The organism is Haloarcula mannanilytica (assembly GCF_005406125.1).
GTDB lineage: Archaea > Halobacteriota > Halobacteria > Halobacteriales > Haloarculaceae > Haloarcula > Haloarcula mannanilytica.
Window position 1 is genome coordinate 12,372 of sequence record NZ_BIXZ01000012.1, and the last position, 25,399, is coordinate 37,770.

Consider the following 25,399-nt stretch of genomic DNA (forward strand, 5'->3'; position numbering starts at 1 on the left):
TCGATGGAACCGGTCGGAGAGGTATCGTTCGAATCGGTCCCCGACCGCTGGATGAGCTACTACAGCACGTTCGGAGATATGGGAATCGCCCTCGGTCAGCTCGAAAGCCTTGCCGGGCTGTTTTTCGTAGACAATTGGCCGACGGCGTTCTACGACCAGCTTCCCGGTGTCGAAGTCTCCTTTGAGGACGTCGAAAAGATAGAGATGGGCGACGGTATCGATCGAGAAGTGTTCTACGAGCTGAACTCTGACGTCCACCTGATGGACCCTAACATGCTGAGCTGGATTGACGACAACTGGTCCCAGTCCGACATCGACGATATCCGTAGTGATGTTGGCCCTTTCGTCGGAAACCACATTCGCCGACGCGGGTACGAGTGGCACGATTACGAGTACTACTCGCTGTACGAGGCCTTCGAGGTGGTGGCCGAGGTATTCCAAGAACGTGATCGGTACAGTATAATAAGTGAAGTTCATGATCAACTTCTCACAGACTTGCAGGAGGATCTCCCCTCGGAAGAAGATCGTCCGTCGGCCGGCTTCCTCTCTGTCAACTCCGATTTCGAGAACGGAACCTTCTACGCCTACCCTCTTGGCGAGGGCAACGGCAAAAAACAGTACCATGACCTCGGTATCGATGATGCCTTCGAAGCGTATATCGATGGATCGTTCGCTGAGTGGGACTACGAGCAGTTGTTGACGGCTGATCCGGATGCACTCGTGTTCCTGTATGGTTTCTCGAACGCGAGTACCGAAGGGTTCGAAGACAAGGTTGAGCGGATGCGAGATGACCCGGTTGGCAGTCAACTGACTGCCGTCGAAAACGACAGGCTCCATCGCGGCGGCACCGAGTACCAGGGACCGATAATCAACCTCTTCCAGACAGAGGCTGCGGCAAAGCAGCTCTACCCCGACCAGTTCGGCGCGTGGAACGGCCTCAACGAATCTCTGCCTGAGAACGACCGTCTGTTTGATTACCAGCGTGTTGCCGACGTGATCAATGGCGAATCCTAAGAGGGGAGGACAGTAGTATTTGGCTCATCGACAAAATTACTGATTCAGCTGAAACCACTTATCATAACCCTGCTATACCGTGTATAGACTCACCTTCCAGTGTGGCGTGGTAGTTGAGACTCAGTACCACACAAAGCCGGTTAGTTAGAACGTCTGCTTGCTGATGGTGTGTTCAAGACCAAGCAAGCAGACAGTGAAATCCACGAAGACCAGCTTCTTAACTTTCTCGTCAACACGCTCAGCGATGAAATCGATCTTGACCTCGGCGCTAATACTGAAATCGAAGCTGAGGACATCTACGAGGTCCCCGTCGGCGCTTGCGCCGACGGGACCTCGATATCCGAACTCTGTGAGACCAGTGACGACTCTCCGGACGAAAACACGGTTCTGTACCACCTCCGCGAGAAATTCGAACTAGCGTCGGTTGAACAAATCGGGAACGCACTCCTGCAAAAGGATGTTCTAGAGGTGCTTTCCAAGCAGGTGGAGGTCGTCGCAGACCTCCACCTGCGGCCCTACTACGGTGAGGAAGATGAGACAGCTGGTCTCTATCATTCGGAAGCGAAGCGTGGAACTACCGCATTCCACGCTTACCGGACACTCTACGCACGTGTGAAGAATAAAATGATACACGCTGGCGGTGCACCGTCTCGTCGACGGCGACACCGCCAGCAGTGTCCTCGCGGAGTTTCTTGGTCTCCTCGACGGCCTTGACCTCAGCGTCAAGGCCGTCTATCTTGACCGGGAATTCTACGATAGCAAGTGTCTCACGCTCCTTCAGGCACACAACTACGCGTACGTAATGCCGATTGTCCGATGGGGAAAGACGATCAAGCAGGAACTCTCGGAAGGATGGAGTCGTGTCATCCAACACTAGTTTCCCGTCTACATCGACTGTACCTACCAAAACGGACGATGCGACGAACACGGAGTGGCGCGTCACGGCTACTCCGCTGACGCGCCGTTTATTGAAACACCACGAGATGCTCGATACCACTACGCGAAACGCTTCAGTATCGAGGCCAGCTACCGACTCTCTGAACAAAGCGTTGTAACGAACACAACGCAGAATCCGGTTGTACGGCTGCTGTATGTCGTAGTTAGTCTCCTCTTGCAGAATGTGTGGCGGTATCTCCATTGGGAGTATGTGGCGACGCCCCGCCGGAGTGGTCTGCGTTAGTCTTGAATACTGGACTCAGTAATCGAGATGAGATAGCACATGGTCGCAGTTGTTCGGTTTGTGAGTGACTCCTCTCAAAACGGATCTATCTCCTCCAATATTCAGAAGTTGCAGTGATCACTCTGGCGGGCGTCGCCTCTGGAAATGGTCGTTCGAGGAGTTCATCAACATGCTGTGTCGGGCAGCGTGGACGGCCCTCGTGGTGCGTCGGGCCGTCCCCGCGAACCGGCCACCGGACGACCGGTTCCACCGGTAATCACCAACCGGGGGCGCTGCCTTGTGAGTGGTAACGCTGCCGCGTCGGCGGCTGATCGCCGCCGACAGCGACAGTTCGGCCTTCGATTAGCGTCCTTCGACCACTATCGACGACTCATCCCAAGAGAACAGGTCACTCAGGTCAGGTCAACTGGCGATGCTTTGTGAGGTACTGAGTGTAGTTTACAGCAGAGGTCGGGGGAGGGAAAGAAGGAATGTACGGGGATGGAGCGCGTGAGGGGGCATGTCAGAGGGCACTCGGTGGGCTCCAGCCCCAAGCGGGGAACGGGCGTGGGCGATGGTAGGCAGGTGTGTCGGATACTTTTCGGGGACCGCCTCCGACCGGCGGCTACCTATATCTACTGGCTGATGTGTACTAAAACCCCTCAGCGAGTTTCTGAGTCAGAAACTCTACTTCCAATTGGCACCTGTCAAGCACGGCGAACCAACCGATTTTCCTGTAGTCCAGATCCTCCGTTTCCGGAGTCAGCGACTCACCTCTGTGGCGAACCGAATGGATACACACCACTCTTTCACGTGAAGGGGCAGAGACACACCATCCGTTCAAGTGAACTGGAGACCCAGACACACCACTAATTCATGTGAAGAACGGATCTGATTCACACACCACTCTTTCACGTGAAGAGGTAGAGACACACCATCCGTTCAAGTGAACTAGAGACTGGGACACACCACTGATTCATGTGAAGAACCAAACCGATTCACACACCACCCTTTCGAGTGAACAATACAGTCTTCAAAATTCAGAATTTCACTTGAAAATGTGGTGTGTCTCTACAGGCGGAGCAGGCCGAGTGCCTCGGGGCTTGACCCCGAGGCGGTTCACCCAACGTTATTCATTGATGCAATGTCACGAATTGTATCAATCTTGGTTGTAAGACGAAGAACATCGGACATAGCTTCAATAGCACTGCTGAACGGGACATCTAATTCATAGTTATAATAATTTCCTCTGGATCCACTCCTGTTTTCGTGTGCAGAGAGGATTCCTAACATCCGAAGGTCAGACAAGTGGTTGTGGAGAGACCTCTGTCCCAGTGATTCGGTTTCAGAAGACTCACACAGAGTAGTATACTCCTCATAGATTTCACGTGTACGGCAGGGTGTTTCTTTTTTAGCTGCTTTCGAAATGACGGCTAAGAGCGCGAGACGACCGTGAGTAGTAAGCTCACGCATCCCCTCTTCTACTCGCTCCTGTTCCAACTGTGAGCGTGCATCATCAACATGGTCTTCGTTGATCACTTCGGCTTCTTGATTCTCTGCAATTTCACCAGCCAACCGAAGGAGGTCAAGAGCTTGTCGAGCACTTCCACTGTCCCGTGCAGCGAGAGCAGCACATAATTGAATGACACCTTGATCAACTGAATCCTCCGTAATGGCCACATCAGCCCGGGATTCCACCGTGTTCACGCGGGAGAGGAGGAGGAGGTCAAGTTGTAGCACCTGCCTGAAGAACACGGGAGGAGTCTGTCACTCTGTGTGTGGTCTGCTTCACCGCCAGTTTTATCGAAAATCTATTCCAGCAACGTACCATGAAAAACCTTGTCTCTTTAATGATCTGTTGTCGGCGAGTCACTATCCAAACACACCGGGTTTCCGGTGAAACGAATCGTTCGATTCGGTCTCGGTGAACTACTTATTACGGCTTCAATGAGAAAAGGTGAGTACGAGAATAATCGGAATAATAGCTGTTCACAAGACCTGTTCTGAAAGACCTACGTAAGTATGTAAAGTGGTTTATGATTTTCTAACGACCAGATATTACCTAGTTCAAGTGATCACAGAATTTAATCCAAGAAAGTAGGTGGTACGGGATTAGCTAATTGTATCTTCAAGAACCTGCTGTACAACATCCGGATTTTCTAGTAACTGATGCTCAGTATAGCTGCCTTCTGCGCTCCCCCCACTGTGACGAGTCTGTTCAATAATATCGAGGAATGCATGTTCTTTGAGCAGATCTCGAACCCGACGCAGAGATAACGGGTCAGATCCTTGCTGACGGCAAATCTCCTCATAGACCTCATAAATACGGGTCGTTCGGAAGCCGACTTCCTCAGTCAATTTATTCTTATTATCAATGGAAAGGACTGTCAGTGCTTGTAGGACGTATCGTGAGTGTGGCGTGGATCCACTGATGAGCTCACGGAACCGGTCTGTCTCAGCTCGCTCACGTGCTTGTACAACAAAATCTTCGTGAACAGTATCTGAGCCAGAGGATTGCGCTATTTCACCTGCGTATCGAAGAATGTCAATTGCTTTACGCGCATCACCATGTTCACGAGCAGCAAGCGCTGCTGCACGAGGAATGACGCTACTTTCAAGGACACCATCGCGGAATGCGTCACTCCGAGCGCTCATGATATTGTTGAGTTGGTTTGCATCATATGGTGGAAAGACGAACTCTCGCTCACAGAGGCTAGATTTAATTCGCTCATCCATTCGCTCCTTATATTTGATTTTGTTACTGATTCCAATCACACCGATTTTACACGAGGCTATTTTCCCAGCCTCTCCTGCTCGTGATAGTTGCATCAGAATATCGTCATCCTCCAACTTGTCAATCTCATCTAAGATGATGATCACAACGTCATAATGAGCATCTAGGATGCGCCAGAGACGTTTATAATAGGTCGCAGTGCTGATCCCTTTATCAGGAATATAAATATCGTCTTTCCCCGTATTAACTGAATCAGCGATTGTCTGTACAGACTGCGTCTCTGTACTATCTTGAGCGCAGTCAACATAGGCATATGCTGCATCAACGTCTTCTTCAGCTGCTGTGTCGACTAATTGTCGTGAGACATATTTAGCACAGAGTGACTTACCAGTACCAGTCTTACCATATAGAAGAACGTTGCTGGGGCTCTGGCCAAAGATTGCAGGATTGACTGCATTTGCAAGTTGACTAATTTCTTCATCACGACCGACGATTCGTTCACCTTCTGGGAGATGGCTAATCTCCAAGAGTTCTTTATTAACGAAAATCGGGTCCTCACGAATGAACAGATCGTCGGAGCCAGACATTACTTGTACACCGGGTTTCCGGTGAAACGACTTGATACTTTCGCCGAGACACACACACCGTGTTTCCGGTGAAAACACCTCATAGCAACACTATCGTCCAGATGAAATAGGGGTATCAGTCCATCAGAAATGCAGTGTTTTGCCTAATATTATCGAGTTGTGTATAGAGATAACTCCTGAAAACCTGAATTAGCAGAGTGGATAACCTCGTATATAGTTTATCAACAAGAGTGACTCTTCATCTGAATTGTCGAGATCTCTCTGCGAGAAACAAGGTTTTCTCCAATTGCGATTCAGTCAATGGAATATTATAGCAGCTAAGTATTTAAAACTACGTCAGACAAAGATAAAGTATATAACATGTAGTAGTAAGGAAGTCCCATTTAGAGGGATGGTGAATTTGATATCTTCTTGCTCCCATGTGGAATTTCACCGGAAACGTGGTGTGTGTCTGCTAACTTCTGATTCTGACGACACCCACACCAGACCGCATCGTTTACAGACTATTGAGGCGGTTCACGGTGTACGGGTCGTCACTCAGTGAAACAAATTACAACGGGTTTCACCGGAAACGCGGTGTGCGTCTCATTTTAGATCAGGGCAAGTACTTCGTCCTGAGAGACTTCACAATTCGATGGCGCTTGCTTTTCTTGTGATTCACCGGAAACCCGGTGTGCGTTCGCTTTGGTATGGCACTATCACAATGCTATTGAGTTTGTTTAGGCTGCTTGTCCTGTGATTCACCGGAAACTTGGTGTGTCAGTAGTCTACCGAAGCAGTTTGTTTGATTGTGCTAACCCAATGAGATGGATCGTTTCGGAGATGCTGGTGTGTTTTTGGAGAATATGTCCTATCCCCTTGTTAGTTTGAATGAGAGGGTGATGACTATCTTGAATCCCGTAGCTCCGGAAATAGTAGTGTGTGTTGACATGCGACTGGGAGAATATTTAGAATTTCACCGGAAACCCGGTGTGTCCCAACAAGGGCATCGGTGAATTACCCCGAACTATCATGCTCGGGCCATAGTCTGTACTGGTTTGTTGAGGGAAGAGTCTCAGACACCGTCCTTCCGGTGAAAATTTGATCCAACTACCACATTACTCATTTCCAGTGGGGCTAGGAAACTGCCACTCCAGAAGCATAGCAAGCAGCTAGGTTAGTCGTCAGGATTTGCCGGTCCGATGTACTTGGATTTGATCTTGTCCCCGTCTCGCCACTGCCAGTACCGGTAGCGATTGTCATTGATTTCTTTGACTGTGACTGATGCCCCAGCTGGGACAACATCTGGTCGATCATCGGGTTCGTTTTTTGATGCCTCTTTTTCGGCTTCGCGTCTGTCCTGATACTCTGCAAGTGACTCAGCATACTTGGCAAGTACCTGGAGCTGGTCCGCTGATAGTGACCGACACTCGTCAGTGAGCCCCGACGGTAGCATCGCCGGTGGGGTGGGCTCTTCAGGCATTAGTGTCGCTCTTATGCAAAGCTGCGGAAAGACCGTATAGTTACACTGAGCCGACGCTAATTTGGCGATATGGTTTCTGCTCAGCCAGCGTTCGGAGCGATGTTTCGAGAGCTGATCGAGCTGGGCGTTGTCGAGATCGACACGGAGCCGCTCGATGCCCGCATCGAGCGGCGACTCAAGGAATTCTGGGAGAATACGTCCTGTCCACGGTGCGGCCATCATAGCATCGTGACCTGGGAAAGTATCGACCGAATCTGGTGCCGTGACTGCAATTTCAAGCCGGTTTTCACCTACGGAACGCCGTTTCACGAGAAGCACCTCGCCACAGGTGAGGTGCTTCTCGCGTTCACGCTGTACGCCGATACGTTGCTGAGTATCAACCAGATCGCGCCGTTCCTCGGGCGAGCCTATGGAACCGTCTATACAGCCATTCGAGACGTGGAAGCCGCGGTTCAGCGCGGCTTCCCCGTCGTCTGGAAGCTACTCGACCAGACAATCGATGGACCGACGCAAGTCGACGAATCTGGCGAGGTCTGTTCGGGCTACAAAGGCCAAGAGCCGCCGCGGAACAGCCGTTCTCGCGGCGGCTCGTCCCAAACAGGCCGCTCACGCTGGCGAGGGCGTCACGGTGATCAACTGACGCTCGTCGCGGCGTGCCGCGACTCGCTTCGCGTGATTCGTGGTCAACTCGGCATCGACTATAGCGGCGATCTTGAACCAGTGATTCGCGAGGCTGAAGACCTCTCCCAGGCGCTGGGAGAGGTCTGGACCGACGGGCTCCAAGCCTATCGAGAAATGGACTTTGACCACCGAACGGTCGTGCACAAGGACCGGTACGTATCGCCCGACGGCGTCCACATTAACCAAGCTGAGTGCCTGTTTTCGCTCGTCCAGCCGTGGTTGCGGAAGTTTCGCGGCCTGTCCAAGCAGGGCTTGGAGCAGGCCGCTCACACCTTCGGTATCGTTCGGTCATTCAACCTAGCGGGTGAATCCGCCGAGTCAATCGTTGATTGTCTCGTTATCGGGGCTTTCCGTAATTCTACATAAGAGCGTTAGTGTTAACCAACACTCGGAGCCAGGATCTTCACTTTGTTGGTTAAGGTACAAGCCACCTGTCAGGTATCGGATTCAGCGATCAGCGGAAATTACTATTACCTCTCGAAATACCTCATCAGTAACGCCCAAACTGGGGTGAGAGAGAGAATACACGATATAGTTGTAGGATGCTTAAATCTCATAATAGCTGTATTCCAGCACTAGGTTTATACCGGTCGGCGGACTTCCTTTCAGGTATGACCCTAGAAGAGACGGTTGACTACCTCGCCGAAGAACTCAACCTTGAGCGAAGTGAACACGTCCGTGAGGTCGGGCAGTCGGTTGCAGAGCTTCGCGACTGATTAGAACATTTCTCTGAAGTCTCGTTCAACCAGTCCTTCCTCCAGATAGGTGATGAACTCCTGTTTCGTTGGTCCCGGCTGATTGAGTAAATCATCCCGTTCTGCACGTTTGAGGACAGCCTGAGCGAATTCCGTACAGTGTGTTTCGTGCAGACTGGCGTACTTTGAGAGAGCCTCTCGCCAGTGCATATCCAGATCGAATTCAGCTAATCGGATTTGGATTCCATCTTTCCGTTCGACGAGATCAATGTCCAACTCTTTGAGCTTCTTGAATCGGAGATTGTTCCGACGAACGGTGATAAGCCGTTTTGAATCGATGATGTAGGGGTCAACCCATTCACGCCAGGTATCATCGTCGACGTGAGTTCGTGGCATCGTAAAATCCGGGTCTACACTCTCAATACAGAATTGAAGCATTGCGATACCAGTTCGGTGATTCGCATTTGGAAGAGAGTGGCGGAGGATCAAATTCGACATCACTTCGCCGGCGACTTCTGGAACTGATTTTCTCCACGATGTGTGATTAAGTGCCTCGTGAATCTTCTTCGGTTCGAACTCCTTGTATAGCCGGAATTCATCTGCTTCCCGAACATCCACAGCGGCCTCAAGCAACTCGACAAGTCGGAATGCTACAACTTGCCCAGCACGAGGAAGGTCAGAAATACGACTACTCAACCACTCCTTGTCGAAGTCAATCTCTTCGGCAGATTCGATCTCTGTATCTCCCTCATAGAGTACATAGATCGGTGTTTCAAAGGGGTACCCGATCAGCTTGGTCGGTTCGGCGGACTGTTCACGCAGAGACTGTATTTCTCCCAGTGACACCGAGCTAAATTTGAGTGAAAAATTTTCGGCTTGTGGATGATGATAGAAGACGAGCCGGGCCATTTCACTCTATTTTCGTGGGGAACCGGTAAAGCAGTCCTGATAGAGATCGATAGCGTACTCCGTCTTTAGGCGGAGGCCAAGCGATAGGCATAGTGTGTTGGTCAGCGACTCCCGCGAGCCCTGTAGGCTGAGGATGGGGCGCGTTTGACCGTGCCACAAGACAGCCACATCGATGCTGAAACCCAGCAGGAGACGTGTGGAACGTATGCGTCTTCAAACTACAGGGCCAGACCCGGCCTGAAATCCCGTGGCGGGATTCCCGCGTCCTCAGGCGAGGGGGTAGGTCAATCAGTGTTCGGACGGGGCGTAGATACGTCAAACTCGCCTTCGAATTCGATATCATCTGCTATTTCCGGAAAAATCACATCGAAGTAGGGATCGTATTCGCGCCCGACTGCAAGTGCCGGCTTGAGTGCGAGGATGATACTGACCGCCTCACCAGTGGAGATCTCAAGTGGATCGGCGGCCATCCGCTGTGTGATCTGGCCTGCATAATGGAGGCCAGCCTGACGGACTGCAGCAGCGAGTTTGCCAACGCCGTGTCGCTCGACGAAGTATGAGATATCTTCGTCGACTTCTTGCAGCGCAACCGCATGAAGGATTGTCGGTGTCACCACGGTGCCGTCAGTGGTGATTCGGACCGGCTCTGCTGTCACTTCCACCGGTCGTTCTCCTGCCAGCGTGACGATACCGAGTGTCTCAAGCGTCTCCACGTGATCGTAGACTATGGTCTTCGGGATTTCTAATGCCGCTTTGATTTCTGGGCGGGTGACCGGCCCATAATAACAGATGTACACGTAGACGCGCGCGAGTTCCGGATGATCTAACAGCCGTCCGATAGTTGCGAGCTGATTGATACCGGTTTCGAGATCTTGTGAGGGCGTCTCCGAAACAGGATGAGGGGTCATATTCGTAATACGAAATCCTTGAACTTCAAACTCCCTCTGCTGAACGAATTGATACGGAGCATCCTTTGGGTAGTGAACCACCTCAAAGCCTGCGCCGAGGCCGAAACCATCGGTAGAATTAACCAACAGTGACCGCCGCACATCCCGACTGTTGGTTCACTCCGATTTTGTGTCTCCCAGCTGGGTGAGGGATTTCATTCTATGGACCCGACCGAAACAGTCCCAGACTAAGAACGATTCGAGCGTGAACAGATTGCACAGGACCGAGACCGGCAGCGTCCCGATACTATCGAGATTGATGAGCCACGTGGCCGCGAAATGGTGACTCGTCTGCTTGAGGAGGGCGTAGTCGCGCCAATCCCTGAAGCGGAAGTGTTGCAGCACGTCCCATCCAGCCAGTGCTTCGACTCGGACTTAGCGCTGGTGTACTTCCACAAGGGCTGGGAGGCGCAAAGCGAGGAGTAGTCAGCTCACTCTTCTCTCAGTGAGCTACAGCGTCGATTTTCTGTCCCCCAGTGGCAGTGCGGGGGCGTACCCGAGAGTGCGTCCCGGAAACAGACCAATGTCAACGATACAGTCAGACACTCCAGAGCAGTCCAGCCAACAGAGCACCTGCACATTCGACGATTCAGACTCCCGAGACGACGACATGCGTGGGCAGCTTGACTCGTGGGTTGAGGATCTTGTCGACCTCACCAACGAGGCACAGGCCAGCGAGCAGTTTCAGGAATGGCTTGACGTACAGAGCAAGTTCCACGACTACAGCGCTCGGAATACGCTGCTTATCAAGCTCCAGTGTCCCGAAGCAACGCGGGTTGCGGGGTACAATACGTGGAAAGACGAGTTCGACCGGTACGTCCAGAGCGGCGAGAGCGCTATCTGGATCTGGGCACCGATTATCACGAAGAAGTGTCCCGAATGCGGGAACTCGCCATCGTATCACGAGAACACGGAGTGTGAGTACGACGAAACAGAGCCCGAGCAGTGGCAGCGGGGGCTGGTCGGCTTTCGACCAACGTCGGTGTTCGATGTCTCCCAGACCGAAGGCGAGCCGCTTCCTGAACTGGAGACAGAAGCTCACGGCAACCCAGATGGACTAGTCGAGGATCTGTTGGACGCCACCGATGAGATCGGCGTCGACGCACGAATCGTCGCTCCAGGGGAGTGGGAGCATGGGTCTGCACGTGGTGTCTGCCAGCGCCGGAGCGTGACAACGGCGAACCCGATGGTAGAAGCGGTTGACCGAAACAATCGGGCCGCTCTTGCGAGTACACTGATTCACGAGTTCGCCCACGCTGATCTTCACTTTGATGTCGACGATGAGACAGAGCGGTCGAAACGCGAGATCGAAGCCGAGGCGGTCGCCTACGTCGTGAGTCGGAATTTCGGGCTGGACCCCGATAACTCAGCGTTCTATCTGGCCTGTTGGGACGGCGATGCTCCCGAGACGTTGCAGGACCGGTTGAACCGTATCTCATCAACTGCGGCGGATCTGATCGACGCCGTCAAAGGTGAGAGCTGAGAGGGGCTGTGTCTTTTCGGACAGGCTTGAGAGCCGTATTTTGTGACTCCCTTGCTGGGCGAGGGAGAATATGCGTTCAACAGCAGCGTCTGGTAGCAGTCCTGTCGGACAGTTCTTGAGTGTTTTAGCAGATTTGCGTGACCAGATTGGAGGGCCGTACTACCTCGGAGATATAAACGGGCGACTGGACTGGCCCGACAGAGGGGTGTATTTCTTTTTCTCACCGGCGAGTGACCTCCGAGCAGACAAAACGGAAGCTGCTTCTCGAAGTTGACGTGTTCAGCCGCCGCGGGACTGACCCCGTGGCGGCGTTCCTGCATCGGCTCACTCAGAAACACGATGTCGCCGATTCAGTGTTTCTCGTTGATGCTGGCGGCTATCTGACTGCCCTCTCATGTCACGATTTGAGCGGTCGGCTTGACTACCGAATCCGGAACCACATCGAAAAGTGGTTCCAGACTGTGACCATGCGAATCGACCGCTTCCATTCCTTCTGGAGGGGCAGTCAATCCAGCGCTAAACAGAGGTTACGACGCTTCAGACACCACTACAACCACGAACGACCGAACCAAGCACTCGACGGACGAACGCCAGCTGAGGTCATCCAGAACTAGACAGTGCCGCCAAAGCTAATTTATCCTCGAATTAGAACCAGCTTCCGTAGTCTCGCTACTTCCACTGGCAACACCTGTTGCTTCGGCTCTTCTGGGTGCGCTTTCCATCCGGTTTGTTGAGACACTGTATGCACAGCGTCAGGGTATCAATGCTATCCACGACGAAATCATTGAGAATTTCTGGCAACTTGAAGACGAAATATCTGATATCAAGCGAGGAGAGTGGGACGAACAGTATACACGACAGGTCCGGTTAGACCGGCTGCAAGCGACTAAAACAGTCTCACCCGGGGTTTATGCCGATATTCTTGATTCTGTTGACAAGTCTCCTGTGCTGCTGACCTCTCTCGAAAATATCCAGATGGAACAGAAAGAATCTCGACGTCCTAGAGCATATGTATCTGACTCTGCTGAAGACGTTGCTGCGAGACTGCAGGACATCCAAGCGATTATCGTTTCTATTGAGAATAATCTCCAACAATATCGACAGGCTACGCGTCTTCGTCGGTGTGTGTTGGCGGGCAAAGGCAAGGATTTTGATCCACAAGACGAGCGAGCATCAACTAACGCAACAGTCGAGAATTCGCTATCCCAGCAGTAGTTTTTCAGGCACTGGCATCGCGGGCCCCACTCCTATCTACGAGCCCCTGATTGCTGTCAACAAATGAAGCGGCCTTGAGGAATCATAAACTAACTTCGTAGAACTGGTTTCAGCTGACACAAAGCTGATTATCCACTATCATGGGTACTATTAGGGCCTCATCGAAGCGATGTTGGGCGATACTATTCCAACTTTCCCGGAATCTCTGTATCTATATTATAAATTTAATTTATCGGCAGAGGTGTTTAGATTATGTTGAGTACAATCGGTGATATCTAGTCGAATATCAGAAGCAGATTGTTGGGGTTCGTTATCACAATTATTACACGGGGGATCGTTTCCCGATAGAGGATTAGTTGTATACCAAATCTGGGCGGGGGTCACAGCATCATTATTTGTGATTTTACCGAGTGAGTGATCCTTTGATGAAGACATAGAACAATCGTCAGCCGGAGTAGTCACTGAATCTAAGCAGAGCCCATGTATGGCGTTATGACGCACAGTGGCTTTAAACGCCTTATCTCCGTTGCCACCATAAATTCCCGAGGTGTTCGCAAAAACCTTAACAGCGACATTCACTCCGCCTACAACGGCCCATGAATTGTCACAGGGAGTGTTATTAACAAATGGATCATATCCTCCTTCAGCGTTTACTGTCCCGATCGTCATCCCGGCACCGGGATTCCAGGATTGTTCATTAACAAGTAACATATGATACTCTTTATCTCCCGGGCAGCCGTATCTACTGTGAACTTCAGATGTAAATTCATCTAGAAGTATTGTTTCCCATGAGGTAACACTTGTGTCGACACGTGGCAGGTCTCTATCCTCCGACCAGACCTCTAACTCAAAATCAACCTCATCAGCTAGGTCTGTCAGTGTTGCCATAGCCCCCGTCTGAAATCCTAGTGCAACTTGGTCCGTAGTCCAAATGTGGAATTCCATTGTTATTCCCCCCTCACTGTTTTTACATAATGGTCGACTTTTCCATAGTTGGTCGATTTATATTTCACACTCATATCCTCTTTTACCAAGTCTATCTCAATGGATTTTGTTTCTCCAGGTCCAACAGTAGATTTCTCGTTTTTGTGTGCTAACTGAATCGAATCAGACGAACTTTGGCGCACTCGAACTGCGGGGAATTTGATCTTTTCATCCAATAGTGCTGTCTCGAATGTGTCGAGATTATTGTTCATGCTCATTGGAATAAGCCGTCTTTTTTTCCCGTTATTTACAATCAGGGGGAGTGAATCAATTGATTCAGCATTTACTATTCCATCGTTTTGTGTGATGGTATTTTTTGTTTCTTCCGAGGTTAAGTAGAACTGAACTGTCCGTTCTCCAGTGTCCACGTAATATGGTGAAAGTTGGTCAATGTGACATGAATAATCAATACTTTCCGATGATACGACGAATCCTACTTCCGCGAATAACGCTGTGCCCAGATGTTCCCACTCCTCGCTCTGCTCCAGTGTTGTTTGTTCTTGGGTTCTTTGGGCAGCGACCGTACTGACACCGGTAAATGCTAGGGAACCGGCTGAAGCTTTCAAAGCTGTTCGTCGAGTTATCCGGTCTTGACTGCTATTTCTCTCGGTCATGACTATATCTAAGTCACCGTTCCTTCAGATGACATGTCTTATTATAGTAAAATAATACCATTGCATGATAGTCAAATTATAAAAACTCAATTATTTATATCGTTATTCAAAACAAAGTTTGTTAATAATGATAATATAATCCCGATCAATAACACAAACATAAACATTGGGGCAAGTGGATCTGTGGAACTATAAACTAAATATAAATAAATAGGTGTCATAGGAGATATAACAAATAATAATGCGTAAATGTAGCTAGATAACCCCGAATGCTTATTCATCGGATATCCGGAAAATGAAATTATACCTCCAATTATCGCCGTAATCATAAATCCAATACTTACTAAAATTAAACTGAAAAAGTTTAATGGACTAGTCCAGGGTGCCCAAAAAGGGGGAACTAAGGCTGCCATCCCACCGTAAGAGAACAATATAATGACCATACCAAGTTTACTTCTCAGCTCCATATCCTGACTGGATACTGAATAGTTATATACTTTGATATATTTCCTCGCGGCGGCACTGTCTAGTTGAGGGATTGAGAAGTGAGCAGGCCGTAGCGGGAGGTGTTCATGACACTCGCGGACCTGCTCAGCGAAACGTTGGAAACGGACAGTCAAGACGTTTGGGAGAATGAGCGTACCCTGACACCCGTCCGGCGATTCGGGGTGCGTCTCCATACTGCGGGGTTGTCGATCAGGGAGACGGTCGCTATCTTAGACCTGCTGGGTGTCGATCGCTCTCACGGGGCGGTCTGGAACTGGGTCCATACATTGTCTGAGGCTCAGAGCGACCCGCCGACGGCGGAGCCGTCGCGGGTCGCAGTCGACGAGAAACAAATCGAGGTTGACGGCGAAAAGAAGTGGTTGTACGCCGCTGTCGATACTGAATCAAAGCTCAGTACCTCACAAAGCATCCTCGGCTAGCTGTTTCTGAAGCCTGAGTTCTGTGTCGGAGCGGTTGCACTGATGGTCTCGACGAGAGTATCATTGGGCGAACCGACGGAGAACGGTCGCTGTCGGCGGCGATCAGCCGCCGACGCGACAGCGTCACCACTCACACCGCTGGCTAGCCCGGTGGGAGTTACCGGTGGAACCGGTCGTCTGGTGGCCGATTGGCGGGGACGGCCCGACGCACCGCGAGGGCCGTCCACGCTGCCCGACACAGCATGTTGATGAACTCTTCGAACGACCACGGCCAGAGGCGACGCCCGCCACGGCGGGGCGTCGCCACATACTCCCAATGGAGGTACCGCCAGACATTCTGCAAGAGTAGGCTTACCACGACGTACAGCAGCCGTACAACTGGATTCTGCGTTGTAGTCGTCGCAATGCTTTGTTCGGAGAGCCGGTAGCTGGCCTCGATACCGAAGCGTTTCGCGTAGTGGTATCGCGCATCTCGTGGTGTCTGGATAAACGGCGCGTCAGCGGCGTAGCCGTGACGCGCCACCCCGTGTTCGTCGTACCGTCCGTTTTGGTAGGTACAGTCGATGTAGACGGGAAACTCGACGGTCCAGCTGTGACTGTCGAGTTTCCCTGTCAGATCGTGTTGAATGACCTGACTCCATCCTTCCGAGAGTTCCTGCTTGATCGTCTTTCCCCACCGGACGATCGGCATGACGTACGCGTAGTAGTGAGCGTGAAGGAGCGTGAGACACTTGCTATCGTAGAATTCCCGATCAAGATAGACGGCCTTGACGCTCAGGTCAAGGCCGTCGAGGAGGCCAAGAAACTCAGCGAGCACACTGCTGGCGGTGTCGCCGTCGACGAGACGGCGCACCGCCAGCGTGTATCGTTTATTCCTCACACGCGCGTAGAGTGTCGCGTAAGCGTGGAACCACCGCGTTCCACGCTTCGCTTCTGAGTGATAGAGGCCATCTGTTTCGGTCTCGTCACCGTAGTAGGGCCGCAGGTGGAGGTCTGCGACGACCTCCACCTGCTCGGGAAGAACCTCTAGAACGTCCTTTTGCAGGAGTGCGTTCCCAACTTGTTCAACCGACGCTAGGTCGAACTTCTCGCGGAGGTGGTACAGAACCGTGTTTTCGTGGGGAGAGTCTTCACTGGTCCCACAGAGTTCGGATATCGAGGTCCCGTCGGCGCAAGCGCCGACGAGGACCTCGTAGATATCCTTAGCATCGAATTCAGCATTAGCTCCAAGACAGAGAGCAACTTCCTCGTCAAGGGTGTTGACGAGGAAGTAAAGAAGCTGGTCCTCGTAGATTTCATTGTCTGCTTGCTTGTTGGAGTGCACATCCTCAGCAAGCAGACGTTCTAACTAACCGGCTTTGTGAGGTACTGAGTTTTCTGGTCCTCCGGCGGGTGAGAGGATGACAACAACTGATCCGACTCAGACACAGGATGGACAGCCAGACCACCAAGGCGGGTTCGACTTCAGCAAGCCAGATCAAGAACATGAGATCGAGGTGTCGTACTCTTGGGGATATGTCGATACCATCCACACGGACGACAACGGGGAAATCATCCGTTCACAGGATACCGACGGCTACTACCGAAACGATGAATCGTTCGAGTGTACCTGTGGGGAGACATTCGATTGCGAGGAAGAGGCAGAAGAACATATTCGCGACGAGGCCTTCCGAGGCCCGCCTGTGCCGGTCGCCGGACATCCAGAAGAATTGAGTTGGAAAAACGAAGCGGTGACTGGATTCGACGAATGTGTCGACTACATTCCGGATGTAGCGAACACAGCCGGCAAAGTTGTTGAGGGAGCTGATTACCTGACCGCGACAGCCCGGACAGCGCTGACGCCGCCGGCTAACCACGAGTTCGAGGACTGGGAACCACTGCAATCTGGCCACCTGTCGAACCATCGTGGCGACCCGCTGTTCTCGGAACGGCTCTTATCGAAGGCCATCGCAACGCTCTCGACCGGACATCAGTACGTTCCAGACCGCTACACGCTGTATTTCCGCGGGCATACAGCACTGTATCTGGAGGGGCCGAGTGGCGGCATCATCATCGCTGAGCGGCTGCCAAGCCTCGACTGACTTGGGTGATTTTCTGTTCCTCCGACGGGTGAGAGGATGACCCACACAGCCTCGACACAACCGCAGTCGTTCCAGCATCGCCCGCCAACAGACGGCAACCAGTGTTCCTGTCCGATTCACGCTGACAGTGACCCGTTCACCGCGCCGCTTGGAGTTCGATTCGCTGACCACGTCGCCGTTGAGCCAATCGACAGAGAAACCGCAGCCGCCGTGTACGAGGCTCATCACTCCTACATGGGCTCGCTCCCGTTTGTCAATCTCGCCCACCACGGGCTATATTTTCAGGATTCGCTGGTCGGCGCGATCACGTATCGCTACCCACTGATCTCGAAGAAGCGAATCCGGTACGGCGTCGAAGGTGAACTCTGTCCCGGACCAGTCGAGATCGATGATCTTCCAGCAGAGATTCGAAGTACTGCCCGGCGGGTTCTCCCGTCGACGGACACGCCAGTTGTCGACAGTGAAGTCGTCGCCGGCGACACTATCGTCGAGGCCGCACGGATTTGCCTCGGTGTCCGGATGCCAAACCTCGCTTCAGCGGCGTTGGCTCGCTCACAGAAGCGATTCTTAGCGGGCGACGACCGCGACACTCGCTTCTTGTTGACGTGGGTTCGCTCGGATTATGATGGAGCGATGGTTCGAGCACTGAAAGACAAGGGCTGGACCTGTACCGGCTATCGCGAGCCGGGGCAGGCAAGTAACCGGGAGGACAAGCCGATCAGAGAACGGTACAAGTGGCGGTTTCTCTGTCCTGTCGAGACTGCTCGCGAACAGTCAACACTTGCACGGTGGTCCCGGTGACCGACATCCAGCCCGAAGCAACGGCTGACCGGTGTCGGTTCTGCGGGGACAGGACAGCTTATATTTTCGGCGAGGCACGCAGCTACGTCCGGTGGCCCGACGAGGTCGACCGAGCGGATGGTCTGTTCCGGTTTACGATCTGCGAGCAGTGTGCGCTCCAGAGGCGTTCCAACGTCGAGCAGGCGGCTTCGCTCTTCCACGAGGCAGATCGAGACTATCTCCTAACCTGCGACGTCTGTGGGGCTGTTGGCTGCCAGTCTGCCAGCACTCGTCGTCCAGCAGCCGACACGTACCGGATCGCAAGTATCGTCACCTGGTCGGTGACGATCAACGGCTTCGACGGAGCAACACGCTCTTGTGTTGACTGTAGTCCCATTGTGCCGGTCGAGTGTGTCAAGTCTCCAGATCGGACGTACAACGACGAACTGCCCCGTCTCGTTGAACCACCGTTTGACTCAGTTGCGAAGACAGCGGACGACGATCCAACTGACAGTGAACAAGTTGAGATCGGTGGCTGGGTCGGCTAGCTGGCAGTGGATTTGTGACAGATGAGTTTACTTCCCCGTTGTGTGAGCAATACAGGTGAAGTATCTATTGCGAGTTGCGTCAGATCTAATCGCTGTTTATGATGATTGTATAGTAGAAGTCGTTCGAGTGTGGTTCACCAATCTCTTCTGAGATACTGAATCCCCATTCGTATTCGCCGGGTGATGCATCCGAAGCGACAGAAACTGGTAGAGTAATATCAACAGTGGTGCAATCTTCCCATCGCCAGACAGGTGGTGAAGAATCTAATGCTTGGTCGGGTGTCGGAGAAACCATATCCTCATCAAAGCTCAAATCAACAACGTCTGAATCATGCACTAGGTGTCCAAATAACTGAAACCTAGTGAGGCTACTGATATGAACGTCAATTTCGGTAGAATTGCCGGGTGACAGAGTCACAATTTCTGCTTGGACACGGGGTGACCAGCTGGATTCGTCAGAGCAAGTTGGTTCACTAGAGTTCCCACTGCTTAGACATCCTGTTAATGCCCCTGTGGTTGCCACTGAGATGGCAGTAAGATACTGGCGGCGGTTCATACGGAGCTATTCCGAATCTTGGCATAATTGCATGATGATAAGTAAAACGGCAATCTATGTTTCACCCGCAGTCACTGACCCTTGCGCAGTCTTATCGACCATGTATTCCAGCAACTCAGTAGGTAAATAAACCGAATACACGGCCGCCTCACGCCTAATTTTGTGTTCCTCTGGTGGGTGAGAGGATGTCTCGAAATATGTCTTGTCGTGGTCCAGAAGACCTGTCTCAGCCAACCGCTCCGAAGTTCGTCGAGTCCATCGCGACGACTCTTCGAGCGCAGTCTGACAGTACCGACGTTGAGGCCGCGGTCCTCCGTGCTGTAGCCCGGCAATCGGACAGCATCGCCCTACCAGACGTGCTCGAACTTCGCTCACTGCTGGACGTCGACAGCGAGCAAGCAGACACTCTGGAGGAACGAGTCACGACCGTCATCAACACCATTGACGCCGAACTCGCTGGCTGGGACCGACAGGAGGTTCTCGCATGACGCCAGCGGGAACAGCGACATTGGGCGATTTCGGTGCTGGTGGTCGGCGGTCGGATGCACTGATCGACACGGAGGCCGCAGCACAGGAGGCCGTCGCCGGCGAGTGGGAATTTCTCGCCGCTGGGAACGATACAATCGGCTGGCACATCCCCGACACCGGAGCGACAGTCCTGTTGAAAGGAGGCGACGATGGCTGGACGCTCGAACGCGCAACCAAACTGGTCGGGACCCGAAGCACACTCGATGCTGGGCTGGAACTCGCCCACACCTACATGGCAGATCGACCGGAGGGAGCATCGACATGGCGATGATCGAACGCGACAGCTGGCATCGCGAGGAATGCCCTCGCGTTCCGGCCGCACTGGCACGGGCCCGGTTCTGGCAGTCGGTTGCGCCACACAAGATCGGGTTCTGGGAAGCCGTCGACGAAACGCTGCTGGCTCACTACCCCGACTGTCGGTACACGCGCAAAACAACACTCGATGACTTCCGGGGAGAGGACGCATGAGCGACCTTGACCCGATTCTCGATAAACTCCCGCCAGAGCGGCTGTTGGACGCCGATCATCTCCAACCAATTGTCGCCGGCATCAACTGTATGCACTCGATTGAAACGATCCAACAGTATCTCGCCCACGAGAATCAGCACGCGAACCGGACGCAGTCCAGTCTCAACTTCGAGAGCGGGCACGCGAGATCCGTCGCGACGAATCGGATGCCGAGGAGCGAATTATCGTGTAATTTCTGTGCTCCTTGGGGGTGAGGGGCGTCCCACTGCGGGCGCTATGCCTACCAACCATGACTGAGAACACAACAGACGAGACGGCTGCACAGCAGTATGCTAACTACCCTGATCCCGATGCCATCGTTCACTTTACCGATGCCTCAGAGGACCTGGTTGACCTTGTTGCAGAGACACTGGAGACCTCTGAGTTCCTTTCAGTGTCGTGTCACGCACTGCCCGAAACGATGCTTCTCGTCGAGGAAGTCGAAGATGAGTGACGACGCGTTCTTCATTGTAATCAGGGGCATCGGGCCAGCTGACTTCCCCGAACACGAGGCAAGTTCTCCCAAACGAGACGAAGCCGCTGCTCTCGCAAACGACATCCACGATCTGCTTCGTGAGGAGTACGGAAAAGACGAAATCAAGGGCGTTATCCCGGTGGTCAATCCCCACGCACACGAGGAACTGGTGACTGCAAGACGCTGAGTGCGCACGTTTTGTGCGCCCCATTGGGGTGAGGGGCGTCCCACAGAGGGCGTTCCGCCTGTTACTCATGGCTACAACGGAATCCAGTAGCGACACTGGCAGCATCGACACCAGCGATATCGAGGAAGCTGCACCGAACAGCCGCACGGTTTCGGCGCTGACCGAAGTGATGACCGTCTTGGACTCGATTGGGCGGGCACGAAACGCCGACGACCTCTTCCTGGTCAACTCCGGGTCCGGCTCAGAGTACCTCGTCGACACCAGAACAGGAAGTTGTGAGTGCAAATGGAAGCAGTACAATCCCACGAAAGAATGTAAACATCAGAAGCGAGTCGCCTTTGCGACCGGCGAGCGGCCCATTCCTCAGTGGGTAGACGACGAGGCTCTGGACGACCAGTTCGGGATGCATGTCGACGGCGAACCCCGGCAAGCAGTCGCTGACGGCGGAGTCACGCAAGTTCGGTTCGACGCCGGCGGCGTCACAGACCCGACCGAGGACCCCCTAGCTGTCCATTCCGAGGACGAGCCACGAACGAAGCGAGCGAAACGGGAAGATATCGATGTCTCGTTTCTGGCAAAACCGGGTCGCTACGAGATCCACTCAGCATCGGACAGTCGCTACGAGGTCGATGTGCTTGAGGAGACGTGCAGTTGTCCCGATGTCGCTGAGCGATGTAAGCATCTTCGCCGGGTCGATATCGAAATCAAGGCTAAACGGGTCCCCCGGCCAGATGGAAAACTGCCAGACGCCTAATCAGACGGAACAGGCTGTTCTGGATGCCGTAGCAGAATGAGGTACAGTCTATAGAGTACCCTAAGAGAATCGTATGTCAGTCAACAGTACTCCTGAGACAGTAGGACAGCACCACTCAGAGAGTGTCTTTGAGTCGACTCCAACGCTACAGCTCCAGACGAAGGTAGCATCATTCGTTGAACGCGTTCTCGTCGGACTCCGTCATGAACCGGTGGCTACTCGATATGTGACCAATCTGGGTCCAGAAAACGTGGAGACGATCTGGTGTCGAGCCGAGTACATGCCTTTGGATGTCGATACCGCGTATATCCAGATTTGAGACGATCCGCGATTAGGTGTTGATCTCGAGCCGTGTTCTCGGGCAGTGATTCGGAAGCGGTTGTGTCAGTGCCTCGACCAAGACTGCTTGGATGCGTTGATAGCCGACTGCTCGCAGGTATTGCTCTCGATAATTTCTAAGATCTGGACCACGTCAGGCTTGCTCAGTACAGAGGAAAAGAGATCACTCCGAGAACTGGTACCGATCTTCGACAGACGTGACGAAGTCGAATGCCTTGATGAGCTGAACCGAGTCTTCGTAGCCGTGCTTTGAGAGGGCTCGCTCAATCCCGCGGAACGCCGGTAAGTCATTTGTGTAAATGGCGATCGATTCTGTCTGCCCTTGTTCGAGGAGTGTTGCTGCCGCGCCACCAACTTCCGCATCTGCTTGCTCTATCGTGTGCTCGGGACGGTCGGTGGCGGCAGAGATATACTGACGAACCATATCCATCGTCTCTGAAACGACCGGGTTGGAATAATCAACCTCCCCAAGAAGCTGTACCCAGCCAGCGTCAATTGCATCCTCTACTGGCGGTGTACCGTAGGGATATGATTCGGGGGTGAGTTCCTCGTAGACCCTTGCGGGCAAGAGAAGGATGACATTATGCTCTGTGACAGCCCGCTCAAGCAGACCGATCGTATCGTGGCGCTCGAATCGGATGAAGAGATTTGCGTCGATGAGATGGCTCTCGACCGACGGAAATAGTTGCGTTGACACGGATCTTAGTGGTCCATTTGGTCATCTACGGCGGCGTCAAGCTCCTCGATATCGAGATTTGTTGAGACATCGGGCTCAGTCTCTATAATGACCTCTTGAAGCTCTTGGAGGATAGTTTCTGCTTCGAGAACGGGGAGTTCCTGTTCACGGGCCATAATTCGAGCATTCATTTTCGACTGTGTGTACGCACGAGCGTACTCAATTGCTGTTGCGAGTCCGCTGACACCATGGCGGTCGATGTAGAGGCTGATATTCTCGTTCGATGGGCGTTCGGCGAGGGCGACCAGAAGCGTCGGGGTGATCTGGACGGTATCATCACCGGCCTGAATAGTCATATCGACGCGACTCGCTTGATAGCGATGCGGCTGCGTCTCTGTAATACGCTCCAAGAGGCCAATCTCAACGAGATGTTTGACATCCTCGTAGACGGTTGTCGTCGAACTTTCAATGCCCTCGGCCAGTTCCTCGACAGTTGGAGAGTCGAATTCGAGGACTCGGGAATAGAGCTGTGCCAGCCGGTCGTTCCGAATCACGTCGGAAACGGCCAGCATTGTATCAAGTGGATGTGAATGTGTCACAGCAGATTCTGCCATACATTTTAATTTCTGCGGAATCCTAAAAACTCTATCGGTGGAGTGAGATTACGTGGGAGGACTCAGTCGTTTTCATAGTGAGTAGACTTACTCACTATTAATCCAACACAGGGGAATGAATCATCTTAGGAGTAGTATACGGCTTATTTTGTGATTCTCAATCGGGTGAGAGAATCCAATCATGGGTAGTAAATACCAACACGGAAATCGTGGATCAACGAAGCGAAAATGGCGCTGGAACGATAGAACGGAGAATCGAGCATTCCCCCAATCATGGGCTGACAACGGGCGAACAGAGGCACCCGAAGATGGTGAAATCGAACTGTACGCAATCCAATGGCGGGCTGGTCTGTTGTTGGAGTGGGTGATCAATATTCGGACTGGCAAACTCGTCAAGGGACCACTCCGTGAGCAACCGGGGATTCGTGTCCTTTACGTCACCGCTGACGGTGACCGAGGGATGGTTCAAGAGTGGCAAGCCCGCGAAACAGATGGTCGCTTGAAACCTCCGACGGAATTCGCTAGTATCGTCGCAAAGTCATCTGAAAAGACCGACGCCGTTCAGGACTCCGATCAAGACTACTACCGTCGCTCTGTTGACGTCCTGTACGACGTGGAGTAGGGGTGAAATAGAGTTTCGTTATCGCTGAAAGCGATTGAAACACCCGATCGATCTGCGTGCGAATTTAGCATGTCGCCCACTGCCTATTTACTCTTCTAAACCATTCCTCCTAACACGATGTATCCCGCCTTACAAATTGGTCTTGAGGGCTCGGGAAGTCCTATCGATTTCCTTCTAGCGGTGTTGGTTTTGTTCGGTGCATTCGTCGTTGTCTTCCTGATCGGCAGGCTATTTGATGCCGTTTTTTGACGCTGCGAATATCGACATTTCGTAAACAGTTAGCTGGTCGCTGTATCCCCCGTACTGACCAGAGGACGCTATGGTCAGAGTGACCAGATTCTCGACTGTCGGGTGGCCGGATTTGTGACTCTCTCTGGGCTGAGAGAGTATGGCTTCGCCACAGATCGACGTCGACGAGATTATTGAAACGCTTGTACAGATCCGCCAGCGCGGGCACAGCGCCCACTCGGTCTTCCGAGATTGGGTCAACCTCATGTTGTTCGCACTCCAGCGCCGGGACGATCCGTACCTGGAGATCGTCGACGACTATCGCGAGCGCGGCGATATGGATCACCCCGACGGGCAGCGGTCGGTCGACCTCTTCTCGAAAGCGTTCGGCCAGCTCCAAGAGCGGATGGCGGCCACCGATGCTGACGTTCTGGGTGCAGTGTATGAAGAGTATGGGATGTCTAGCGATACCTTCGGCCAGCATTTCACGCCACACAGGGTTTGTGAGACAATGGTTGAGATCACCGGGCTCGTCGACAAGAACGATACCGAGGACCGGCAGTCGGTTTGTGACCCTGCCTGTGGAAGCGGTCGGATGCTCTTGACTGCCGGTCGGAAACAGCCAGACGCGCTGTTTGTCGGGCAAGACAAGGACCCACTGTGTGCCCGCATGACCGCGCTGAACTGCTGTTTCCTGAATCTGGATGCCTACATCGTGCAAGGTGACTCGCTGACTGTCGAGTTCCAACGGGCGTGGGAAACCTCCTACTCTCCGATGGGTGGAAGCGTTCGCGAGCTAGACGACGAGGGGGTCGAGGATCTTCACGGGTGGATGACCGACGCACACAGCGTTTGTTAGAGACGAGCGGCTGTCTCGGTCGAGGATCTTCACGGGTGGATGACCGACGCCTTCGAGAACACGGCCGAGGAGGAGAACCGGTCCAGTCCAGCACAGCAGACAGAGACGGATTCGGGTGACCGGACACCGCCGGTCGCGATGTCTGTTCAGAGTGAACAGGCCAGTCTGGGTGCGTTCGAGAGCGGCGATTGACGGCTGTTTTGTGTGCCCCAGTCGGGTGCGGGGCGTTCCAGTG

25 protein-coding genes and 5 pseudogenes are annotated in these 25,399 nt (G+C 52.9%); 19 read left to right on the forward strand and 11 right to left on the reverse strand.

Annotation, left to right across the window (positions count from 1 at the left end; all coding sequences use genetic code 11):
- Positions 1-3 precede the first annotated feature (3 nt).
- Positions 4-1,014 carry an ABC transporter substrate-binding protein gene (locus Harman_RS19155; protein WP_235007271.1) on the forward strand — a complete coding sequence of 337 codons (1,011 nt, stop codon included), beginning with the start codon at positions 4-6 and terminating at the stop codon, positions 1,012-1,014.
- A gap of 168 nt (positions 1,015-1,182) precedes the next feature.
- Positions 1,183-2,450, forward strand: a pseudogene (locus Harman_RS19160) (ISH3 family transposase).
- An 842-nt stretch (positions 2,451-3,292) separates the two neighbouring features.
- Here Harman_RS19160 and Harman_RS19170 read toward each other — a convergent pair.
- The 3 genes and pseudogenes from Harman_RS19170 to Harman_RS19180 form a co-directional block, all read right to left on the reverse strand.
- A pseudogene (locus Harman_RS19170) lies at positions 3,293-3,877 on the reverse strand (cell division control protein Cdc6); the annotation flags it as partial.
- 408 nt (positions 3,878-4,285) lie between these two features.
- Entirely contained in the window at positions 4,286-5,494 is a 1,209-nt protein-coding gene (locus tag Harman_RS19175) for a Cdc6/Cdc18 family protein (RefSeq protein WP_137685308.1), read from the reverse strand.
- A gap of 1,156 nt (positions 5,495-6,650) precedes the next feature.
- Positions 6,651-6,956 carry a hypothetical protein gene (locus Harman_RS19180; protein WP_137685309.1) on the reverse strand — a complete coding sequence of 102 codons (306 nt, stop codon included), beginning with the start codon at positions 6,954-6,956 and terminating at the stop codon, positions 6,651-6,653.
- Positions 6,957-7,025: 69 nt separating this feature from the next.
- On the opposite strand from Harman_RS19180, the gene Harman_RS19185 reads away from it, so the two are divergent.
- Positions 7,026-8,003, forward strand: coding sequence for an IS1595 family transposase (locus Harman_RS19185; RefSeq protein ID WP_137685310.1), 978 nt, complete (start codon positions 7,026-7,028; stop codon positions 8,001-8,003).
- Positions 8,004-8,353: 350 nt separating this feature from the next.
- Here the strand turns inward: Harman_RS19185 and Harman_RS19190 are convergent, their stop codons facing one another.
- The gene (locus Harman_RS19190; protein WP_137685311.1) at positions 8,354-9,241 is read right to left on the reverse strand and encodes a hypothetical protein; all 888 of its coding nucleotides are present in this window, start codon (positions 9,239-9,241) and stop codon (positions 8,354-8,356) included.
- Positions 9,242-9,525: 284 nt separating this feature from the next.
- On the reverse strand, positions 9,526-10,290 hold the full coding sequence (locus Harman_RS19195) for a winged helix-turn-helix domain-containing protein (RefSeq protein WP_235007273.1): 765 nt from the start codon (positions 10,288-10,290) through the stop codon (positions 9,526-9,528).
- Positions 10,291-10,401: 111 nt separating this feature from the next.
- Between Harman_RS19195 and Harman_RS19200 the strand changes: the two genes are divergently transcribed.
- From Harman_RS19200 to Harman_RS19215, 3 genes and pseudogenes are all read left to right on the forward strand, one after another.
- Positions 10,402-10,614 (forward strand): hypothetical protein, encoded by a 213-nt coding sequence (locus Harman_RS19200; RefSeq protein WP_235007274.1) that lies wholly within the window; start codon positions 10,402-10,404, stop codon positions 10,612-10,614.
- 97 nt (positions 10,615-10,711) lie between these two features.
- Positions 10,712-11,671, forward strand: coding sequence for an ArdC-like ssDNA-binding domain-containing protein (locus tag Harman_RS19205; protein ID WP_137685312.1), 960 nt, complete (start codon positions 10,712-10,714; stop codon positions 11,669-11,671).
- Positions 11,672-11,916: 245 nt separating this feature from the next.
- Positions 11,917-12,285 (forward strand): annotated as a pseudogene (locus tag Harman_RS19215) (IS6 family transposase); the annotation flags it as partial.
- Positions 12,286-13,102: 817 nt separating this feature from the next.
- Here Harman_RS19215 and Harman_RS19220 read toward each other — a convergent pair.
- The 3 genes from Harman_RS19220 to Harman_RS19230 all read right to left on the reverse strand — a co-directional run bounded on the left by Harman_RS19220 (position 13,103) and on the right by Harman_RS19230 (position 14,951).
- Complete coding sequence (locus tag Harman_RS19220) at positions 13,103-13,831, reverse strand: hypothetical protein (RefSeq protein ID WP_137685314.1); 729 nt, start codon at positions 13,829-13,831, stop codon at positions 13,103-13,105.
- Positions 13,832-13,833: 2 nt separating this feature from the next.
- Positions 13,834-14,484 carry a hypothetical protein gene (locus Harman_RS19225; RefSeq protein ID WP_160140713.1) on the reverse strand — a complete coding sequence of 217 codons (651 nt, stop codon included), beginning with the start codon at positions 14,482-14,484 and terminating at the stop codon, positions 13,834-13,836.
- Positions 14,485-14,570: 86 nt separating this feature from the next.
- Positions 14,571-14,951 carry a hypothetical protein gene (locus Harman_RS19230; RefSeq protein ID WP_137685316.1) on the reverse strand — a complete coding sequence of 127 codons (381 nt, stop codon included), beginning with the start codon at positions 14,949-14,951 and terminating at the stop codon, positions 14,571-14,573.
- Between the two features lie 105 nt (positions 14,952-15,056).
- Between Harman_RS19230 and Harman_RS19235 the strand changes: the two are divergent.
- Positions 15,057-15,383 (forward strand): annotated as a pseudogene (locus Harman_RS19235) (IS6 family transposase); the annotation flags it as partial.
- Positions 15,384-15,567: 184 nt separating this feature from the next.
- On the opposite strand, the gene Harman_RS19240 reads toward Harman_RS19235, so the two are convergent.
- The gene (locus Harman_RS19240) at positions 15,568-16,734 is read right to left on the reverse strand and encodes an ISH3 family transposase (protein ID WP_137685317.1); all 1,167 of its coding nucleotides are present in this window, start codon (positions 16,732-16,734) and stop codon (positions 15,568-15,570) included.
- Positions 16,735-16,810: 76 nt separating this feature from the next.
- Here Harman_RS19240 and Harman_RS19245 point away from each other — a divergent pair, with 76 nt between their 5' ends.
- The 10 genes and pseudogenes from Harman_RS19245 (at position 16,811) to Harman_RS19290 (ending at position 21,826) form a co-directional block, all read left to right on the forward strand.
- Positions 16,811-17,491: a hypothetical protein gene (locus Harman_RS19245; RefSeq protein WP_137685318.1), complete on the forward strand. Its 681-nt coding sequence runs from the start codon at positions 16,811-16,813 to the stop codon at positions 17,489-17,491.
- 36 nt (positions 17,492-17,527) lie between these two features.
- Positions 17,528-18,292, forward strand: a complete 765-nt coding sequence (locus Harman_RS19250; RefSeq protein WP_137685319.1) for a hypothetical protein — start codon at positions 17,528-17,530, stop codon at positions 18,290-18,292.
- The gene (locus tag Harman_RS22085; RefSeq protein WP_137685320.1) at positions 18,280-18,819 is read left to right on the forward strand and encodes a hypothetical protein; all 540 of its coding nucleotides are present in this window, start codon (positions 18,280-18,282) and stop codon (positions 18,817-18,819) included. Before Harman_RS19250 ends, Harman_RS22085 begins: the two co-directional genes overlap by 13 nt.
- Before the next feature lie 753 nt (positions 18,820-19,572).
- On the forward strand, positions 19,573-19,863 hold the full coding sequence (locus tag Harman_RS19260) for a hypothetical protein (protein WP_137685321.1): 291 nt from the start codon (positions 19,573-19,575) through the stop codon (positions 19,861-19,863).
- Positions 19,860-20,174 (forward strand): hypothetical protein, encoded by a 315-nt coding sequence (locus Harman_RS19265; protein WP_137685322.1) that lies wholly within the window; start codon positions 19,860-19,862, stop codon positions 20,172-20,174. The genes Harman_RS19260 and Harman_RS19265 overlap by 4 nt, the downstream gene beginning before the upstream one ends.
- A complete protein-coding gene (locus Harman_RS19270; protein WP_137685323.1) occupies positions 20,165-20,371 on the forward strand; it encodes a hypothetical protein in 207 nt (68 codons plus the stop codon). Before Harman_RS19265 ends, Harman_RS19270 begins: the two co-directional genes overlap by 10 nt.
- Positions 20,368-20,603 (forward strand): annotated as a pseudogene (locus Harman_RS22090) (hypothetical protein). The gene Harman_RS19270 and the pseudogene Harman_RS22090 overlap by 4 nt, the downstream one beginning before the upstream one ends.
- Positions 20,604-20,660: 57 nt before the next feature.
- Positions 20,661-20,864 carry a hypothetical protein gene (locus tag Harman_RS19280; RefSeq protein ID WP_137685324.1) on the forward strand — a complete coding sequence of 68 codons (204 nt, stop codon included), beginning with the start codon at positions 20,661-20,663 and terminating at the stop codon, positions 20,862-20,864.
- A complete protein-coding gene (locus Harman_RS19285) occupies positions 20,857-21,072 on the forward strand; it encodes a hypothetical protein (protein ID WP_137685325.1) in 216 nt (71 codons plus the stop codon). The genes Harman_RS19280 and Harman_RS19285 overlap by 8 nt, the downstream gene beginning before the upstream one ends.
- Before the next feature lie 67 nt (positions 21,073-21,139).
- Positions 21,140-21,826, forward strand: a complete 687-nt coding sequence (locus Harman_RS19290) for a hypothetical protein (protein WP_137685326.1) — start codon at positions 21,140-21,142, stop codon at positions 21,824-21,826.
- A 502-nt stretch (positions 21,827-22,328) separates the two neighbouring features.
- Here Harman_RS19290 and Harman_RS19300 read toward each other — a convergent pair.
- Positions 22,329-22,862, reverse strand: coding sequence for a hypothetical protein (locus Harman_RS19300; protein ID WP_137685327.1), 534 nt, complete (start codon positions 22,860-22,862; stop codon positions 22,329-22,331).
- A 5-nt stretch (positions 22,863-22,867) separates the two neighbouring features.
- On the reverse strand, positions 22,868-23,455 hold the full coding sequence (locus tag Harman_RS19305) for a DUF7437 domain-containing protein (protein ID WP_137685328.1): 588 nt from the start codon (positions 23,453-23,455) through the stop codon (positions 22,868-22,870).
- Positions 23,456-24,465: 1,010 nt separating this feature from the next.
- Between Harman_RS19305 and Harman_RS19315 the strand changes: the two genes are divergently transcribed.
- Both Harman_RS19315 and Harman_RS22175 read left to right on the forward strand, forming a co-directional pair.
- On the forward strand, positions 24,466-25,164 hold the full coding sequence (locus Harman_RS19315) for an N-6 DNA methylase (RefSeq protein ID WP_394347835.1): 699 nt from the start codon (positions 24,466-24,468) through the stop codon (positions 25,162-25,164).
- Positions 25,165-25,203: 39 nt separating this feature from the next.
- Positions 25,204-25,356, forward strand: coding sequence for a hypothetical protein (locus Harman_RS22175; protein ID WP_394347836.1), 153 nt, complete (start codon positions 25,204-25,206; stop codon positions 25,354-25,356).
- The last annotated feature ends 43 nt before the right edge of the window (positions 25,357-25,399 follow it).